The organism is Salibaculum sp. (assembly GCF_035270045.1).
Lineage (GTDB): Bacteria > Pseudomonadota > Alphaproteobacteria > Rhodobacterales > Rhodobacteraceae > Salibaculum.
Window position 1 is genome coordinate 1 of sequence record NZ_DATFIP010000051.1, and the last position, 17650, is coordinate 17650.

At 63.1% G+C, this 17650-nt stretch carries 15 protein-coding genes and 1 tRNA gene; 15 read left to right on the forward strand and 1 reads right to left on the reverse strand.

Features of this window, described 5'->3' with window-relative positions:
* Positions 1-132, forward strand: a 132-nt coding sequence (locus tag VJ897_RS08270; RefSeq protein ID WP_527251204.1) for an EF-Tu C-terminal domain-related protein, incomplete at its 5' end; no start/stop codon positions are given.
* Positions 133-263: 131 nt separating this feature from the next.
* Entirely contained in the window at positions 264-698 is a 435-nt protein-coding gene (locus VJ897_RS08275; protein WP_324054994.1) for a hypothetical protein, read from the forward strand.
* Here the strand turns inward: VJ897_RS08275 and VJ897_RS08280 are convergent.
* A complete protein-coding gene (locus VJ897_RS08280) occupies positions 695-1369 on the reverse strand; it encodes a lysophospholipid acyltransferase family protein (protein WP_324054996.1) in 675 nt (224 codons plus the stop codon). The two genes, VJ897_RS08275 and VJ897_RS08280, sit on opposite strands and share 4 nt — an antisense overlap.
* A 112-nt stretch (positions 1370-1481) precedes the next feature.
* Between VJ897_RS08280 and VJ897_RS08285 the strand changes: the two genes are divergently transcribed.
* From VJ897_RS08285 to VJ897_RS08345, 13 genes are all read left to right on the forward strand, one after another.
* Positions 1482-1557: transfer RNA gene (locus VJ897_RS08285), tRNA-Trp, on the forward strand.
* 116 nt (positions 1558-1673) lie between these two features.
* The gene (secE, locus tag VJ897_RS08290; RefSeq protein WP_324054998.1) at positions 1674-1871 is read left to right on the forward strand and encodes a preprotein translocase subunit SecE; all 198 of its coding nucleotides are present in this window, start codon (positions 1674-1676) and stop codon (positions 1869-1871) included.
* A 190-nt stretch (positions 1872-2061) separates the two neighbouring features.
* Positions 2062-2595: a transcription termination/antitermination protein NusG gene (gene nusG / locus VJ897_RS08295; protein WP_324054999.1), complete on the forward strand. Its 534-nt coding sequence runs from the start codon at positions 2062-2064 to the stop codon at positions 2593-2595.
* 108 nt (positions 2596-2703) lie between these two features.
* Entirely contained in the window at positions 2704-3129 is a 426-nt protein-coding gene (rplK, locus tag VJ897_RS08300) for a 50S ribosomal protein L11 (RefSeq protein ID WP_324055001.1), read from the forward strand.
* A gap of 1 nt (position 3130) precedes the next feature.
* The gene (gene rplA, locus VJ897_RS08305) at positions 3131-3832 is read left to right on the forward strand and encodes a 50S ribosomal protein L1 (protein WP_324055003.1); all 702 of its coding nucleotides are present in this window, start codon (positions 3131-3133) and stop codon (positions 3830-3832) included.
* Positions 3833-4081: 249 nt separating this feature from the next.
* Positions 4082-4594, forward strand: a complete 513-nt coding sequence (gene rplJ / locus VJ897_RS08310) for a 50S ribosomal protein L10 (RefSeq protein ID WP_324055005.1) — start codon at positions 4082-4084, stop codon at positions 4592-4594.
* A 71-nt stretch (positions 4595-4665) separates the two neighbouring features.
* A complete protein-coding gene (gene rplL / locus VJ897_RS08315) occupies positions 4666-5043 on the forward strand; it encodes a 50S ribosomal protein L7/L12 (RefSeq protein ID WP_324055007.1) in 378 nt (125 codons plus the stop codon).
* A 266-nt stretch (positions 5044-5309) separates the two neighbouring features.
* Positions 5310-9449, forward strand: coding sequence for a DNA-directed RNA polymerase subunit beta (gene rpoB / locus VJ897_RS08320; protein WP_324055009.1), 4140 nt, complete (start codon positions 5310-5312; stop codon positions 9447-9449).
* Between the two features lie 88 nt (positions 9450-9537).
* Positions 9538-13788: a DNA-directed RNA polymerase subunit beta' gene (gene rpoC / locus VJ897_RS08325; RefSeq protein WP_324055011.1), complete on the forward strand. Its 4251-nt coding sequence runs from the start codon at positions 9538-9540 to the stop codon at positions 13786-13788.
* Positions 13789-14457: 669 nt separating this feature from the next.
* Complete coding sequence (gene rpsL, locus VJ897_RS08330; RefSeq protein WP_324055014.1) at positions 14458-14829, forward strand: 30S ribosomal protein S12; 372 nt, start codon at positions 14458-14460, stop codon at positions 14827-14829.
* Positions 14830-14841: 12 nt separating this feature from the next.
* Positions 14842-15312, forward strand: a complete 471-nt coding sequence (gene rpsG / locus VJ897_RS08335; protein ID WP_324055016.1) for a 30S ribosomal protein S7 — start codon at positions 14842-14844, stop codon at positions 15310-15312.
* A 27-nt stretch (positions 15313-15339) separates the two neighbouring features.
* Positions 15340-17457, forward strand: coding sequence for an elongation factor G (fusA, locus tag VJ897_RS08340; RefSeq protein WP_324055017.1), 2118 nt, complete (start codon positions 15340-15342; stop codon positions 17455-17457).
* A gap of 52 nt (positions 17458-17509) precedes the next feature.
* On the forward strand, positions 17510-17650 hold a 141-nt coding region (locus tag VJ897_RS08345), incomplete at its 3' end, for a GTP-binding protein (RefSeq protein WP_324055019.1).

Here is a 17650-nt window from a genome sequence, read left to right on the forward strand (position 1 = left end):
ATGCCCGGTGACAACCTGAAGTTCACCGCCGAACTGATCGCGCCGATCGCCATGGAAGAAGGCCTGCGCTTCGCCATCCGCGAAGGCGGCCGCACCGTCGGCTCCGGTGTCGTCTCAAAGATCATCGACTGAGCCGGAGCGAACGAGGGAAGACCACCCTCTGACATGATCCCAAAGGGTCGCCCTCGGGCGGCCCTTTTTCCTTTCCCGGGGCCGGTGAGACTTGCTAGCCTTGCCTTGCACCGAAGATACTTGGGGTGGCCATGGACGACACGCTCGTCACGATCGTGATCGTGCTCTTGATCCTGCTGGTCGTGATCCGGTCGCTGCGCCGACCTGCCGGGTCACCCGGATCCAGCGTTCCGCGCTTTGAGTCCACGCGGCGCGAGACCGAGATTCGTGCGCAACGTCAAGCCGATGCGCGTTTTGTCGGCCCCTGGGGAACTGCGGGTCACCAAGCCGGTCGGGCGAGCCCGGCCGCGGATGCCGACATGCCGGAGCCCGTGGTGCCTGCTGGGCAGGTTCTGGCCGAAGACGGCGGGGCTGCCATGATCGGCACGCGGCCACAAACCCCCTCCGAGGCAACGACAGGTCAGCCTTTCCGGTTCAAGACCCCGGACGAGATCATAAGGGCAACTTTTGGCCGTGTGACCGAGATTCCGCCGTCGCGCGGTTCGGGCACCAGTGGTCCGGGCTAGGTCCTCATCGCCGCCGCGTCAGCGGTTTCGTTCAGCAGAGCGGTGAGCGAAGCGCGCAAGCGTTCCTGTTCGGCGGGTTCGGGGCGCCGGGCGGGAGACTCGGGCCAGCGGCGGAAAACGAAACGTCCCCGGCCGAAGGGGCGGGGCAGAACCATGTTGTCCCAGGTGGACAGTTCGCGCTGCCGGCTGTGCGAGAAGGCATAGGTATGGACCGGGCAGCCGACGGCACGGGCCCAGTCCAGCGGTGCGTCCTTGACGGCAAATGCCGGGCCCCGCGGCCCGTCCGCGGTGATTCCGATGCTGGTGCCTGCCCGGGTCCGGCGGAGAACCTCGCGCGAGGCCCGCAGGTTCGAGGCATGTCTTTCGATCTTCATGGGCTGCAGGCCGAAATGTCGCTGCAAGGCCGCCGCGGCCCGCCCGATGGGCGAGGCGTCATGTATGCTGGTGAGCGGCCCGTCTCCCAGCGGCCAGTGCGCCGGGGCCATGAGCAGGTGCTGATGCCAGAGAACCAGCAGGACCGGACCCTGGGCAAGGTCTTGCCGCAGCGCCTCGACCCCCTCGCCCTGCCAATGCGTGGTGCGGTTGACGAACCGCAGGTAGCAACCAATGAGCATGGCCGGGGCCCATGCGGCGAAGGCGGATTGTTCGATGCGGCGGTGCAGGGTCTTCATCGCTCGGTCTCCGGGCGCGGGTTGGCGCCTACATGCGATAATTTCCGACCCGAAGACAAGCCGCCCCCTTGATCCCGGCGGCGCCTCGGGATACTCCACGAACCGGCACCGTAGGGGTATAGCTCAGTTGGTAGAGCGACGGTCTCCAAAACCGTAGGTCGCGGGTTCGAACCCTGCTGCCCCTGCCACCACCCCGCAATGCTGCGACCGGGGCGCTCCGCTGAATTGCGGTCGCGGCCCGATCCCGGGTTGAAAAGCGGCGCCGGGCAACGTATCTGGGCGAGGTTCGCAGAAAGGGCATTCCATGGCACGCACCAATCCTGTCCAGTTCATGCAGCAGGTCCGCGCGGAGGTCTCGAAGGTTGTCTGGCCGACCCGTCGCGAAGTCGTTATGACGACGATCATGGTGTTCCTGCTGGCGGCCTTCATGGCGGCCTTCTTCTCGATCGTGGACCTTTTCATCCGGATGGGGCTGGAAGGGGTGCTGAGCGCCTTCGGCTGAGCCCTTCGGGAAAGCCGCGATACCCCCTTGAATTCGGCGGCGCAGGGCGGTATTCGCAGCCAACTTTCCGGACGGGCGTGCGGCGAATCGCGTTGCGCGCCGCTTTTCTTTCCGGAGATCGCGCGTGAAGCGTCTGGAATAATTGGAAACTTTTGGCTTTCGGGCCGCGGGCGACGGGGTGTCGGACAACATGGCGAAACGTTGGTATTCGGTGAGTGTTCTCTCGAACTTCGAGAAAAAGATCGCCGAGCAGATCCACACCAAGGTCGCCGAGCAGGGACTTGAGGACCAGATCGACGAGGTCCTGGTGCCGACCGAAGAGGTGATAGAGGTTCGCCGCGGCAAGAAAGTGACCGCGGAGCGGCGCTTCATGCCGGGCTATGTGCTGGTTCACATGGAAATGTCGGATGAGGGCTATCACCTGATCAACGGCATCAACCGCGTGACCGGGTTCCTGGGCCCGCAGGGCCGCCCGATGCCGATGCGCGACGCCGAGGTTCAGGCGATCCTGGGACGCGTTGCAGAGGGCGAAGAGGCGCCGCGCACGCTGATTTCCTTCGAGATCGGCGAGAAGGTCAAGGTCAACGACGGTCCTTTCGAAGACTTCGACGGCATGATCGAGGAAGTTGACGACGACAACCAGCGCCTGAAGGTGTCGGTTGCGATCTTTGGCCGGGAAACCCCGGTCGAGCTGGAATTCACGCAGGTCACCAAGCAGGTCTGAGTGGAGCATTCGTGGGGGCTGCGGCGCAGGCGTGTGACCGGGCTGACCACGACGACGAAGACGGGGCGGATCGCGTTTCGCCCCCAGTTGTAGAGAAGGAGAGGCCAGATGGCCAAGAAACTTGCCGGCACGATGAAGCTGCAGATTCCTGCAGGTCAGGCCAACCCGTCGCCGCCCGTGGGCCCCGCCCTGGGCCAGCGCGGGATAAACATCATGGAATTCTGCAAGGCGTTCAACGCCAAGACGCAGGAGATGGAGCAGGGCGCGCCTTGCCCCACGTTGATCACTTACTATCAGGACAAGTCCTTCGCGCTTGAGATCAAGACGCCCCCGGCGTCCTACTACCTCAAGAAGGCGGCGAACCTGAAGTCGGGGGCGACGACGCCGTCGCGCCAGACCGTCGGCACCGTCACCAAGAAGCAGGTGCAGGAGATCGCCGAGGCCAAGATGCAGGACCTCAGCGCCAACGACATGGAAAGCGCCATGAAGATCATCCTTGGCTCGGCCAAGTCCATGGGCATCGAGGTGAAGTAAGATGGCAAAGCTTGGAAAACGCAGCCGCGCCGCACGTGAAGCGGTCGCCGGCAAGGACAACGTCTCGGTGACCGAGGCTGTATCGCTGGTCAAGGACAACGCCAAGGCAAAGTTCGACGAGACCGTCGAGGTCGCTGTCTGCCTGGGTGTCGATCCGCGCCACGCCGATCAGATGGTCCGCGGCAAGGTCAGCCTGCCCAATGGAACCGGCAAGGAGGTCCGCGTGGCCGTCTTCGCCCGAGGGGACAAGGCCGACGAGGCCAAGGCCGCCGGGGCCGACATTGTCGGCGCCGAGGACCTGATGGAGACCGTGCAGGGCGGCAAGATCGAATTCGACCGCTGCATCGCCACGCCGGACATGATGCCCGTCGTCGGTCGCCTGGGCAAGGTCCTGGGCCCGCGTAACCTGATGCCGAACCCCAAGGTCGGCACCGTGACCATGGACGTCAAAGAGGCTGTCGAAGCCGCCAAGGGCGGTGAAGTCCAGTTCAAGGTCGAAAAGGCGGGCGTGGTCCATGCCGGCATCGGCAAGGCCAGCTTCGACGCCAAACAGCTCGAGGAAAACCTGCTTGCCTTCGTCGATGCGGTGCAGAAGGCGAAGCCGGCCGGTGCCAAGGGCGCCTACATGAAGAAGATCGCGCTGAGCTCGACCATGGGCCCGGGCGTGACCGTTGCGGTGGATAGCGCCACCGGCAACGCCTGAGAGATTCCGCATCCTTCGGGGTGCTGAATGGCGGGGCCTGAACATCGGCCCCGTCCTGTCCGAGACGGAGGGTTGGGCTTCGGTCCTGTAATTCCTTCCCGAGATGGGGAACGAGACGAGATTTCCGTTCGGGTCGGCTTCGACCCTCGGGCGATCAAGGCCTCGGGACCCTCACGGACCCGAAGTGGGTGGATCATCCGGTCCATCCTGAATGAGCCGGGGAGAAATCCCCATACTTGGAGTGAAACTGTGGATAGAGCCCAGAAAGAGAAAGTGGTCGATGAACTCGGCCAGATCTTCGAAAGCTCTGGCGTCGTGGTGGTTGCCCACTACGAGGGCCTGACAGTTGCCGAGATGCAGGACCTGCGCGCCCGTATGCGCGACGCGGGCGGGTCTGTACGCGTTGCCAAGAACAGGCTTGCCAAGATCGCCCTGGAGGGTAAACCGTGCGAGAGCATCGGCGAACTTCTGACGGGCATGACCGTGCTTTCCTATTCCGAAGACCCCGTGGCCGCGGCCAAGGTGGTTCAGGACTATGCCAAGGGTAACAGCAAGCTTGTTATTCTCGGCGGTGCAATGGGAGGCACGGCGCTGGACACCGCCGGTGTCGAACGTGTGGCCAAGATGCCGTCCCGCGAGGAGCTTATCGCCTCCATCGCCGGCTGCATCGCTGCCCCCGCTTCGAACATCGCCGGGTCCGTTGGCGCACCTGCTTCGAACATCGCGGGCATTCTTTCGACCATCGAAGAGAAAGCTGCCTGAGCAACCTGACTGCCCTCGTGGGGTGAAGGCCCCGACGTTGGAACACAACTGAATGGAACGGAAACAGTAAAATGGCTGATCTGAAAAAACTTGCTGAAGAGATCGTGGGCCTGACCCTTCTCGAAGCCCAGGAACTGAAAGAAATCCTCAAGGACGAATACGGCATCGAGCCCGCCTCGGGCGGCGCTGTCATGATGGCCGGCCCGGCCGACGGTGGTGGCGGCGAAGCTGCCGAGGAGCAAACGGAATTCGACGTCGTGCTCAAGAGCGCGGGTGCGTCCAAGATCAACGTGATCAAGGAAGTCCGCGGGATCACCGGCCTGGGCCTGAAAGAGGCCAAGGAACTGGTCGAGAGCGGCGGCAAGATCAAGGAAGGCGTCGACAAGGCCGAAGCCGAAGAGATCAAGGGCAAGCTGGAAGGCGCCGGCGCCGAGATCGAGCTGGCCTGAGGCACGCCTTCAGCGGATGGATCGGGCGTTCAAGCGCCCGATTTCGTCGCGAAAAGATTGGCTGGACCCGCTGCCAAATCGGGTCCAGCCGAACCCGTCTTAAAGGCCGCATTCGCGGATACGGCCTTTTGGATCGGTTCACAGGTCGGGAGGCATCCGGTGGGACGGGCGCCAGGAATTGACCGAAACGATCCGCTCTCACGCGGGGTCCGTGCCGCCGCCCCACGGCCCGGACCACCAGCAGAGACTGAAAGGTGACAAGACACATGGCTCAATCGTTCCTCGGCCAGAAACGCTTGCGCAAGTACTACGGCAAGATCCGTGAAGTTCTTGAAATGCCGAACCTCATCGAGGTTCAGAAATCCAGCTACGACCTCTTCCTCGACTCGGGCGAGGGTGTGGAGCCCATTGATGGCGAAGGCATCAAGGGTGTCTTCCAGTCGGTCTTCCCGATCAAGGACTTCAACGAGAACTCTGTTCTCGAATTCGTCCGCTACGAGCTGGAAAAGCCCAAGTACGACGTCGAGGAATGCCAGCAGCGGGACATGACCTATGCCGCGCCGCTCAAGGTTACGCTGCGCCTTATCGTCTTCGATGCCGACGAGGATACCGGCGCCAAGTCGGTCAAGGACATCAAGGAACAGGACGTCTTCATGGGCGACATGCCGCTGATGACCGAGAATGGCACTTTCATCGTCAACGGCACCGAGCGGGTCATCGTTTCCCAGATGCACCGCAGCCCGGGGGTGTTCTTCGACCATGACAAGGGCAAGACCCACAGTTCGGGCAAGCTGCTCTTCGCTTGCCGCATCATTCCCTACCGCGGCTCCTGGCTCGATTTCGAGTTCGATGCCAAGGATCTGGTTTATGCGCGCATCGACCGCCGCCGGAAGCTGCCGGTGACGACGCTGCTCTATGCGCTGGGTCTCGACCAGGAAGGCATCATGGATGCCTACTACAACACGGTAGACTACAGTTTCGACAAGAAGAAGCAGGCCTGGAAGACCAAGTTCTTCCCCGAGCGTGTGAGGGGCACCCGTCCAACGCACGACCTGGTCGACGCCAAGACCGGCGAGATCATCGCAGAGGCGGGCAAGAAGGTTACCCCCCGCGCGGTCAAAAAGCTGATCGACGAGGGCACCGTCACCGACCTGCTGGCCCCCTTCGAGAGCATCGTCGGCAAGTTCGTTGCCAAGGACATCATCAACGAGGAGACCGGCGCCATCCATGTCGAGGCCGGCGACGAGCTGACCCTCGAGATGGACAAGGACGGCGAGATCGTCGGCGGCACCGTCAAGGAGCTGCTCGATGCCGGTGTCACCTCGATCCCGGTTCTGGACATCGACAACATCAACGTCGGCCCCTACATGCGCAACACCATGGCGCAGGACAAGAACATGGACCGCGAAAGCGCGCTCATGGACATCTACCGCGTCATGCGCCCGGGCGAGCCGCCCACCGTTGATGCTGCCAGTGCTCTCTTCGACACGTTGTTCTTCGACAGCGAGCGCTACGACCTGTCCGCCGTGGGCCGTGTGAAGATGAACATGCGCCTCGCCCTGGATGCCGAGGACACCCAGCGCACCCTGCGCCGCGAGGATATCGTTGCCTGCATCAAGGCCCTGGTGGACCTGCGCGACGGGCGCGGCGACATCGATGACATCGACCACCTCGGCAACCGCCGGGTGCGCTCTGTAGGCGAGCTGATGGAGAACCAGTATCGCGTCGGCCTGCTGCGCATGGAGCGCGCCATCAAGGAACGCATGTCCTCGGTCGAGATCGACACCGTCATGCCGCAGGACCTGATCAACGCCAAGCCCGCCGCGGCGGCGGTGCGTGAATTCTTCGGCTCAAGCCAGCTGTCGCAGTTCATGGACCAGACCAACCCGCTGTCGGAAGTCACCCACAAGCGCCGCCTGTCGGCGCTCGGGCCGGGCGGCCTGACACGTGAACGGGCCGGCTTCGAAGTGCGCGACGTGCATCCTACGCACTATGGCCGAATGTGCCCCATCGAGACGCCGGAAGGGCCGAACATCGGCCTGATCAACTCTTTGGCCACCTATGCGCGCGTGAACAAGTACGGCTTCATCGAGACCCCCTACCGCGTCGTCCAGAGCGGCCAGGTCTCCGACGAGGTGCATTACATGTCCGCGACCGAGGAAATGCGCCATACGGTCGCCCAGGCGAACGCGAACCTCGACAAGGACATGAAGTTCGTCAACGACCTCGTCTCGACGCGGCAGAACGGTGAATACACCCTGGCCCCGAACGAGAACGTGGACCTGATCGACGTCAGCCCCAAGCAGCTGGTCTCGGTCGCGGCCTCGCTGATCCCATTCCTGGAAAACGATGACGCCAACCGCGCCTTGATGGGATCGAACATGCAGCGACAGGCTGTGCCGACGCTTCGGTCCGAAGCGCCGTTGGTCGGCACCGGGATCGAGGGCAAGGTCGCCATCGACTCGGGTGCCGCGATCCAGGCCAAGCGGGCCGGGATCATCGACCAGGTCGACGCCCAGCGGATCGTTATCCGCGCCACCGAGGACCTGGAGGTCGGCGACCCCGGCGTGGACATCTACAGGATGCGCAAGTTCCAGCGTTCGAACCAGAACACCTGCATCAATCAGCGCCCGTTGGTGAAGGTGGGTGACATGGTCGGCAAGGGTGAAGTGATCGCCGACGGCCCCTCGACGGACATCGGGGAACTGGCCCTCGGCAAGAACGTCGTCGTCGCCTTCATGCCCTGGAACGGCTACAACTACGAGGACTCGATCCTGATCTCGGAGCGCATCGTCAAGGACGACGTCTTCACCTCGGTCCACATCGAAGAATTCGAGGTCGCCGCCCGCGACACCAAGCTGGGGCCCGAGGAAATCACCCGCGACATTCCCAATGTCGGCGAGGAGGCCCTGCGCAATCTCGACGAGGCGGGCATCGTCTACATCGGCGCCGAAGTGGGACCGGGCGATATTCTGGTGGGCAAGATCACCCCCAAGGGCGAAAGCCCGATGACACCCGAGGAAAAGCTCCTGCGTGCGATCTTCGGGGAAAAGGCATCCGACGTGCGCGACACGTCCTTGCGCCTGCCGCCGGGGGATTATGGCACGATCCTCGAGGTGCGGGTCTTCAACCGCCACGGCGTGGAAAAGGACGAGCGCGCGCTTCAGATCGAGCGTGAGGAGGTCGAACGCCTGGGCCGTGACCGGGACGACGAGATGGCGATCCTGGATCGCAACATCTACGCGCGTCTGAACTCGATGCTGGTCGGCAAGACCGTCGCCAAGGGGCCGAGAGGCATCAAGGCCGGCACCGAGATCACCGCCGAACTTCTCGAGGAGCTGCCCCGCAGCCACTGGTGGCAGCTGGCCCTGAAGGAAGAGGAGGACGCCCAGGTCGTCGAGGCGCTGAACGAACAGTACGAGGCGCAGAAGCGCCAGCTGGACGCCCGCTTCGAGGACAAGGTCGAAAAGGTCCGCCGCGGCGACGACCTGCCGCCCGGCGTGATGAAGATGGTCAAGGTCTTCGTGGCCGTGAAGCGCAAGCTTCAGCCCGGCGACAAGATGGCCGGACGCCACGGCAACAAGGGCGTCATCTCAAAGGTGGTGCCGGTCGAGGACATGCCATTCCTGCAGGACGGCACCCCGGTCGATTTCGTGCTCAACCCGCTTGGCGTGCCCAGCCGGATGAACGTCGGACAGATCCTTGAGACGCACATGGGCTGGGCCGCGCGCGGCCTGGGCAACCAGATCGAGGATGCCTTGGGCGAATATCGCCGCTCGGGCGACCTTACCCCGGTGCGCGACGCCATGCGGATCGCCTATGGCGACGACGTCTATGCCGAGGGAATCGAGGGCATGGACGATCAGCATCTGCTCGAAGCGGCCGGCAATGTCACGGGCGGCGTGCCGATCGCCACGCCCGTCTTTGACGGCGCCAAGGAGGATGACGTGAACGACGCGCTTCGCCGCGCGGGGTTCAATGAATCCGGGCAGTCGCTGCTCTTCGATGGCCGCACGGGCGAGCAGTTCAGCCGGCCCGTCACGGTCGGCATCAAGTATCTGCTCAAGCTGCACCACCTTGTCGACGACAAGATCCACGCTCGTTCGACCGGCCCCTACAGCCTCGTGACCCAGCAGCCGCTGGGCGGCAAGGCGCAGTTCGGTGGCCAGCGCTTCGGCGAGATGGAGGTCTGGGCCCTGGAAGCCTATGGTGCCGCCTACACCCTGCAGGAGATGCTGACGGTGAAGTCGGACGACGTGGCGGGCCGCACCAAGGTCTACGAGTCGATCGTCAAGGGAGAGGACAACTTCGAGGCCGGCGTGCCCGAGAGCTTCAACGTGCTCGTGAAGGAAGTCCGCGGCCTCGGCCTCAACATGGAACTCCTGGACTCGGAGGAGGACGAATAAGGGTTTTCGACAAAACCCCGGGGGCCCGGGACGTCGTCAGACATCGTGCCCCCCGCGCCCCTTCCAGCCCGTATTTCGAGGGAAAGACATGAACCAGGAACTTACCAACAACCCGTTCAATCCGAACGCCCCGGCCAAGATCTTTGACGAGATCAAGGTCTCTCTTGCCTCGCCCGAGCGGATCCTTTCGTGGTCCTTCGGCGAGATCAAGAAGCCCGAAACCATTAACTACCGCACGTTCAAGCCCGAGCGTGACGGTCTGTTCTGCGCGCGTATCTTCGGCCCGATCAAGGATTACGAATGCCTTTGCGGCAAGTACAAGCGCATGAAGTATCGCGGCGTCGTCTGCGAGAAATGCGGCGTCGAGGTGACCCTGCAGAAAGTCCGCCGCGAACGCATGGGCCATATCGAACTGGCCGCGCCGGTGGCGCATATCTGGTTCCTCAAGTCCCTGCCCAGCCGCATCGGCCTGATGTTGGACATGACCCTGCGCGATCTGGAACGCGTGCTCTACTTCGAGAACTACGTCGTGATCGAACCGGGCCTGACCGACCTGCAATACGGCGCGCTGATGACCGAGGAGGAATTCCTCGACGCCCAGGACGCCTACGGCATGGATGCCTTCACCGCCAACATCGGCGCCGAGGCGATTCGCGAGATGCTGTCCCAGATCGACCTGGAGGCCGAGGCAGAGCAACTGCGCGAGGACCTGAAAGAGGCGACGGGCGAATTGAAGCCCAAGAAGATCATCAAGCGCCTGAAGGTCGTCGAAAGCTTCATCGAGAGTGGCAACCGCCCGGAATGGATGATCATGACGGTGGTGCCGGTGATCCCGCCGGAACTGCGTCCTCTGGTGCCGCTGGATGGTGGCCGCTTCGCGACCTCGGATCTCAACGACCTGTATCGCCGGGTCATCAACCGCAACAACCGCCTCAAGCGCCTGATCGAACTGCGCGCGCCCGATATCATCGTGCGGAACGAAAAGCGTATGTTGCAGGAATCTGTCGATGCGCTTTTCGACAACGGCCGTCGTGGCCGCGTCATCACCGGCGCCAACAAGCGTCCGCTGAAGTCGCTGTCGGACATGCTCAAGGGCAAGCAGGGCCGTTTCCGTCAGAACCTTCTGGGCAAGCGGGTCGATTTCTCGGGGCGCTCGGTCATCGTGACCGGGCCGGAACTGAAGTTGCACCAATGCGGCTTGCCCAAGAAGATGGCGCTCGAACTCTTCAAACCCTTCATCTATTCGCGGCTGGAAGCCAAGGGCCTGTCCAGCACCGTGAAACAGGCCAAGAAGCTGGTTGAGAAGGAACGCCCCGAAGTCTGGGACATCCTCGATGAGGTGATCCGCGAACACCCGGTTCTGCTGAACCGCGCGCCGACCCTGCACCGCCTGGGCATCCAGGCGTTCGAGCCCACTCTGATCGAGGGCAAGGCGATCCAGCTTCACCCGCTGGTCTGTTCGGCCTTCAACGCCGACTTCGACGGTGACCAGATGGCCGTGCACGTCCCGCTGAGCCTCGAGGCCCAGCTGGAAGCGCGCGTTCTGATGATGTCGACGAACAATGTCCTGTCGCCGGCCAATGGCGCGCCGATCATCGTCCCGTCGCAGGACATGATTCTGGGTCTCTACTACACGACCATCGAACGCGCCGGCATGAAGGGCGAAGGCATGGTCTTTGGTTCGGTTGAAGAGGTCGAGCACGCGCTGGCCCAGGGCGAAGTGCATATGCACGCCAAGATCCAGGCCCGCGTCAAGCAGATCGACGAAACCGGGCAGGAGGTCTTCCAGAGATTCGAGACGACGCCCGGCCGCGTTCGGCTGGGCGCGCTGCTGCCGCTGAATGCGAAGGCTCCGTTCGAGCTGGTCAACCGCCTGCTGCGCAAGAAAGAGGTGCAGCAGGTCATCGACACCGTCTACCGCTACTGCGGCCAGAAGGAATCGGTGATCTTCTGCGACCAGATCATGACCATGGGCTTCCGCGAGGCCTTCAAGGCCGGGATCTCCTTCGGCAAGGACGACATGGTCATCCCCGACACCAAGTGGGGGCTGGTCGACGAAACCCGCGGCCAGGTCAAGGACTTCGAACAGCAGTACATGGACGGCCTGATCACCCAGGGCGAGAAGTACAACAAGGTTGTCGATGCCTGGTCCAAGGCCAATGACCGCGTTACCGAGGCAATGATGTCGACCATCTCGGCCGAACGGACCGACGAGAACGGTGCCGTGATGGAGCCGAACTCGGTCTACATGATGGCGCACTCCGGTGCGCGTGGCTCGGTCACCCAGATGAAGCAGCTGGGCGGGATGCGCGGCCTGATGGCCAAGCCGAGCGGAGAGATCATCGAGACGCCGATCATCTCGAACTTCAAGGAAGGCCTGACCGTGCTGGAGTACTTCAACTCCACCCACGGGGCCCGCAAGGGTCTGTCGGACACGGCGCTCAAGACGGCGAACTCGGGCTACCTGACCCGTCGCCTGGTCGATGTCGCCCAGGACTGTATCGTGCGCGAGTCCGACTGCGGCACCGACCGCGCGATCACCGCGGAACCGGCGATCAACGACGGCGAGATCGTCTCGACCATGAGCGAGCGCATCCTGGGCCGTGTCGCGGCCGAGGACGTGATCGTGCCCGGCGGCGACGAGGTGCTCGTCAAGAACGGCGAACTGATCGATGAACGCATGGCGGACGCGATTGACGATGCCGGCGTGGTCAAGATGAAGATCCGCAGCCCGCTGACCTGCGAGGCCGAGGATGGCGTCTGCGCCCAGTGTTACGGGCGCGACCTGGCCCGCGGTACTCAGGTGAACATCGGCGAGGCGGTGGGCATCATCGCCGCGCAGTCCATCGGTGAGCCTGGCACGCAGCTGACAATGCGGACCTTCCACATCGGCGGGGTCGCCCAGGGCGGTCAGCAGTCCTTCCTGGAATCCTCGGTGGCCGGCAAGGTCGAGCTGCGCGATGCGCAGATCCTCGAGAACTCGGCCGGCGAGCCGATTTCGATGGGCCGCAACATGGCCATTGCCCTTTTGGACGAGAATGGGGGTGAGCTGACCTCGCACAAGGTGGGCTACGGCTCCAAGATCTTCGTCAAGGATGGCCAGCAGGTCGAGCGCGGTGACAAGCTCTACGAGTTCGACCCCTACACACTGCCGATCATCGCCGAGAAAGCGGGTACGGCCAAGTTCGTGGACCTGGTCAACGGGGTCGCCGTGCGCGAGGAAACCGATGACGCCACCGGCATGACCCAGAAGATCGTCACCGACTGGCGTGCGGCGCCCAAGGGTAACGAGCTCAAGCCCGAGATCCTGGTCGTGGGCGAAGATGGCGAACCGGTTCGCAACGATGCGGGCAACCCGGTGACCTATCCGATGTCCGTCGATGCGGTTCTGTCGATCGAGGACGGCGAGAAGATCGAGGCCGGCGATGTGGTTGCGCGCATTCCGCGCGAGGGGGCCAAGACCAAGGACATCACCGGCGGTCTGCCTCGTGTTGCCGAGCTTTTCGAGGCCCGGCGTCCCAAGGACCACGCGATCATCGCCGAGATCGACGGCCATGTCCGCTTCGGCAAGGACTACAAGAACAAGCGCCGCATCGCGATCGAGCCAACCGACGAGTCGCTCGAAAAGGTTGAGTACATGGTGCCCAAGGGCAAGCACATTCCGGTGCAGGAAGGCGACTTCGTCCAGAAGGGTGACTATGTCATGGACGGCAACCCGGCGCCGCATGACATCCTGTCGATCCTCGGGGTCGAGGCGCTTGCCGAATACATGATCGACGAGGTGCAGGACGTCTATCGCCTGCAGGGCGTGAAGATCAACGACAAGCACATCGAGGTGATCGTGCGCCAGATGCTGCAGAAGTGGGAAATCCTCGACAGTGGGGATTCGACGCTTCTCAAAGGCGAGCATGTCGACAAGCAGGAATTGGAGGCTGCCAACGAGAAGGCGATCTCCAAGGGTGGGCGTCCGGCCACGGGCGAGCCGATCCTGCTTGGTATCACCAAGGCGTCGTTGCAGACCCGCAGCTTCATCTCGGCGGCGTCCTTCCAGGAAACCACGCGCGTGCTGACCGAGGCGTCGGTTCAGGGCAAGCGCGACAAGCTGGTCGGCCTGAAAGAGAACGTGATCGTCGGGCGCCTGATCCCGGCCGGCACCGGTGGGGCCGCGCAGCGGGTGCAACGTGTGGCACAAGAGCGCGACAATGTCGTGATCGAGGCCCGCCGCGAAGAGGCCGAGGCCGCGGCCGCGCTGGCTGCCCCGGAAGGCGACGACGACGTGATCGGCGGAGACGATTTCGATACGCTCATCGCGGACACGCCCGAAAGCCGCGACGACTGATCCGCGGTCCGGACGGCAATACACAGGAAAGGCCCCGCCCTTCTGCGGGGCCTTTTCATGTCTGGCATCGGGCGCGCGTCCACTTGCCCGGCAGGCGCTGGTGCATGTCGCGCTCCTTGCCAGTGACGGGAAGGGGGACAGGAACAGGGGCCTGACGGAGCACATGCGCGGTGAACCCTGGATGATGGCGTCGATGATCAGCTTCGTGGTCACCGCATGCCGTCATGCGAGTGGTCGCCGCAAAGCGTCAGGCGAGGTCGGTTTCACCGCACGCTTTCGCCATACATCCTTGCTTGCCCGCCTTGGTGGGTGCTGAGATGGTTGTAGGAAGATGCCTTTTCGTGCGCGTTCTGCCGTGCGCACCGAACAAGATGCCGCATGGTCATGACACGCCGGATGCGTCAGGGCTGTTGACAGTCCCCCCGACTCTGCCTATAGACCGGCGCACTTGGCAGGGGTCCGTGGGCCTCGTACCTGAGTATCAAAATTTCAGTGGTCAAGATCCGGCCTACTGCTGGCCCGATCCTCTGAATAGCCCACCGCACCGTTCCTCCGGTAAGGGAACGACTGCGGGCTTGTCGTGCTTTGTGGACGCATGAGGCACGTGAACCGAAAACCGCGGACCGATTGGTTCGCTACACATGTGTATGAAGTGGGGAACAAAGCCCAATGCCAACGATCCAGCAGCTGATCCGGAAGCCCCGGCAGCCCAAAGCCAAACGTTCCAAGTCCCTTCACCTGGAAGGCAACCCGCAGAAGCGCGGCGTCTGCACGCGCGTCTATACCACCACGCCGAAGAAGCCGAACTCGGCCATGCGGAAAGTGGCCAAGGTGCGTCTGACCAACGGCTACGAGGTGATCAGCTACATTCCCGGCGAAAGCCACAACCTTCAGGAACACTCCGTCGTCCTGATCCGTGGCGGCCGTGTGAAGGACCTTCCCGGCGTGCGCTACCACATCCTGCGCGGTGTGCTCGATACCCAGGGCGTCAAGGACCGCAAGCAGCGCCGTTCGAAGTACGGCGCCAAGCGTCCCAAGTAAGAGGAAGAAAAGATGTCTCGTCGTCACGCCGCAGAGAAGCGCGAAGTCCTGCCCGACGCCAAGTACGGTGACCGGGTTCTCACCAAGTTCATGAACAACCTGATGTACCACGGCAAGAAGTCCGCCGCCGAACGCATCGTCTACGGCGCATTCGACCGGGTCGAAGACAAGCTCAAGAAGGCCCCGGTGGAGGTGTTCCACGAGGCGCTGGATAACATCAAGCCGGCCGTCGAAGTCCGCTCGCGCCGCGTCGGCGGTGCAACCTACCAGGTGCCCGTCGAGGTCCGCCCCGAGCGCCGCGAGGCCCTGGCCATCCGCTGGTTGATCACCGCTGCGCGGTCGCGCAACGAAAACACAATGGAAGAGCGCCTGGCTGGCGAGCTCGCGGATGCGGTCAACGGCCGCGGCACCGCGGTGAAAAAGCGCGAAGACACCCACAAGATGGCCGACGCCAACAAGGCGTTCAGCCACTACCGCTGGTAATACAACACTCTTTGAGGACTAGGCCAAATGGCACGCGATTATCCCCTCGACCGATACCGTAACTTCGGGATCATGGCTCACATCGACGCGGGCAAGACCACCTGCTCGGAGCGTATCCTGTTCTACACGGGCAAATCCCACAACCTCGGCGAGGTCCACGACGGCGCCGCGACCATGGACTGGATGGAGCAGGAGCAGGAGCGTGGCATCACCATCACCTCTGCCGCGACCACCACGTTCTGGGAGCGTACCGAGAACGGCAAGGAGCCGGACTCGCTCAAGCACCGCATGAACATCATCGACACCCCCGGGCACGTGGACTTCACCATCGAGGTCGAGCGGTCGCTTGCCGTGCTCGATGGTGCGATCTGCGTGCTGGACGCGAACGCCGGTGTCGAGCCCCAGACCGAGACCGTGTGGCGCCAGGCCGACCGCTACAAGGTGCCGCGCATCGTCTTCGTCAACAAGATGGACAAGATCGGCGCTGACTTCTTCAACTGCGTGCGCATGATCGAGGATCGAACAGGCGCACGGGCTGTGCCGGTCGCCCTGCCCATCGGCGCCGAGCACGAGCTGGAGGGCGTAATCGACCTCGTCACCATGAAGGAATGGGTCTGGCGCGGCGAGGACCTGGGCGCGAGTTGGTTCCAGGAAGATATCCGTGACAGCCTCAAGGACCAGGCCGAGGAATGGCGTGGCAAGATGATCGAGGCTGCCGTCGAGGTGGATGACGACGCCATGATGGCCTACCTCGAAGGCGAGGAGCCCGATGTGCCGACCCTGCGCAAGCTGCTGCGCAAGGGCACGCTCGACCTGACCTTCGTGCCGGTCCTCGGCGGTTCGGCCTTCAAGAACAAGGGTGTCCAGCCGCTGCTGAACGCCGTGATCGACTACCTGCCAAGCCCCATGGACGTGGTCGATTACATGGGCTTTGCCCCCGACGACGAGACCGAGACCCGCAACATCCCGCGCCGCGCGGATGACGACATGCCGTTCTCGGGCCTGGCCTTCAAGATCATGAACGACCCCTTCGTCGGTTCGCTGACCTTCACCCGGATCTATTCCGGCGTGCTGCGCAAGGGCGACACGATGCTGAATGCCACCAAGGGCAAGAAAGAGCGTGTCGGCCGCATGATGATGATGCATTCCAACGATCGGACCGAGATCGAGGAAGCCTTTGCCGGCGACATCATCGCCCTGGCCAGCCTGAAGGACACGACCACCGGGGACACGATCTGTGACCCCAAGGCGCCCGTCGTGCTGGAAACCATGACCTTCCCTGAGCCCGTGATCGAGATCGCGGTCGAGCCCAAGACGAAGGGTGACCAGGAGAAGATGTCCCAGGGCTTGGCGCGACTGGCCGCCGAAGACCCGTCTTTCCGCGTCGAGACCGACCTGGAGTCGGGCCAGACGATCATGAAGGGCATGGGCGAACTTCACCTGGATATCCTGGTGGATCGTCTCAAGCGCGAGTTCAAAGTCGACGCCAACATCGGTGCGCCGCAGGTCGCTTATCGCGAGACGATCGGCCATGAGATCGAGCATACCTACACCCACAAGAAGCAGTCGGGTGGTTCGGGCCAATTCGCCGAGGTGAAGATGATCATTTCGCCGACCGAGCCGGGCGAAGGCTACTCCTTCGAGTCCCGTATCGTCGGCGGGTCGGTGCCCAAGGAGTACATTCCGGGTGTCGAGAAGGGTATCGAGAGCGTGATGGACAGTGGTCCGCTTGCCGGTTTCCCGGTGATCGACTTCAAGGTCGCGCTGATCGACGGCAAGTACCACGACGTGGACTCCAGTGTCATGGCCTTCGAGATCGCTTCGCGCATGGCCATGCGCGAAGGTCTCCGGAAGGCCGGCGCGAAGATGCTGGAACCGATGATGAAGGTCGAGGTGATCACGCCGGAGGAATACACCGGCTCCATCATCGGCGACCTGACGTCGCGGCGCGGCCAGGTGCAGGGCCAGGAACCCCGCGGGCACGCCATCGCCATCTCCGCCGATGTGCCGCTGGCCAACATGTTCGGCTACATCAACACGCTGCGGTCCATGTCCTCGGGACGGGCGCAGTTCACCATGCAGTTCTCGCACTACGATCCGGTGCCGCAGAACATCAGCGAGGAAATCCAGGCGAGCTTCGCCTGAGCAACATGAAGCGGCGGGCTGTGGCCCGTCGCGACAGTCAAAGGAGGCCATGATGGCAAAGGAAAAGTTTGATCGTTCGAAAGAGCACGTGAACATCGGTACGATTGGTCACGTTGACCACGGCAAGACGACGCTGACGGCTGCGATCACGAAGTATTTCGGTGATTTCCAGGCGTATGACAGCATTGACGGT

Excerpts from the sequence above, each read along its gene's own strand:
- VJ897_RS08275 (WP_324054994.1), top strand. The coding sequence starts at position 264 with ATGGACGACACGCTCGTCACGATCGTGATCGTGCTCTTGATCCTGCTG.
- VJ897_RS08280 (WP_324054996.1), bottom strand. The coding sequence starts at position 1,369 with ATGAAGACCCTGCACCGCCGCATCGAACAATCCGCCTTCGCCGCATGG.
- secE (WP_324054998.1), top strand. The coding sequence starts at position 1,674 with ATGGCACGCACCAATCCTGTCCAGTTCATGCAGCAGGTCCGCGCGGAG.
- nusG (WP_324054999.1), top strand. The coding sequence starts at position 2,062 with ATGGCGAAACGTTGGTATTCGGTGAGTGTTCTCTCGAACTTCGAGAAA.
- rplK (WP_324055001.1), top strand. The coding sequence starts at position 2,704 with ATGGCCAAGAAACTTGCCGGCACGATGAAGCTGCAGATTCCTGCAGGT.
- rplA (WP_324055003.1), top strand. The coding sequence starts at position 3,131 with ATGGCAAAGCTTGGAAAACGCAGCCGCGCCGCACGTGAAGCGGTCGCC.
- rplL (WP_324055007.1), top strand. The coding sequence starts at position 4,666 with ATGGCTGATCTGAAAAAACTTGCTGAAGAGATCGTGGGCCTGACCCTT.
- rpoB (WP_324055009.1), top strand. The coding sequence starts at position 5,310 with ATGGCTCAATCGTTCCTCGGCCAGAAACGCTTGCGCAAGTACTACGGC.
- rpoC (WP_324055011.1), top strand. The coding sequence starts at position 9,538 with ATGAACCAGGAACTTACCAACAACCCGTTCAATCCGAACGCCCCGGCC.
- rpsL (WP_324055014.1), top strand. The coding sequence starts at position 14,458 with ATGCCAACGATCCAGCAGCTGATCCGGAAGCCCCGGCAGCCCAAAGCC.
- rpsG (WP_324055016.1), top strand. The coding sequence starts at position 14,842 with ATGTCTCGTCGTCACGCCGCAGAGAAGCGCGAAGTCCTGCCCGACGCC.
- fusA (WP_324055017.1), top strand. The coding sequence starts at position 15,340 with ATGGCACGCGATTATCCCCTCGACCGATACCGTAACTTCGGGATCATG.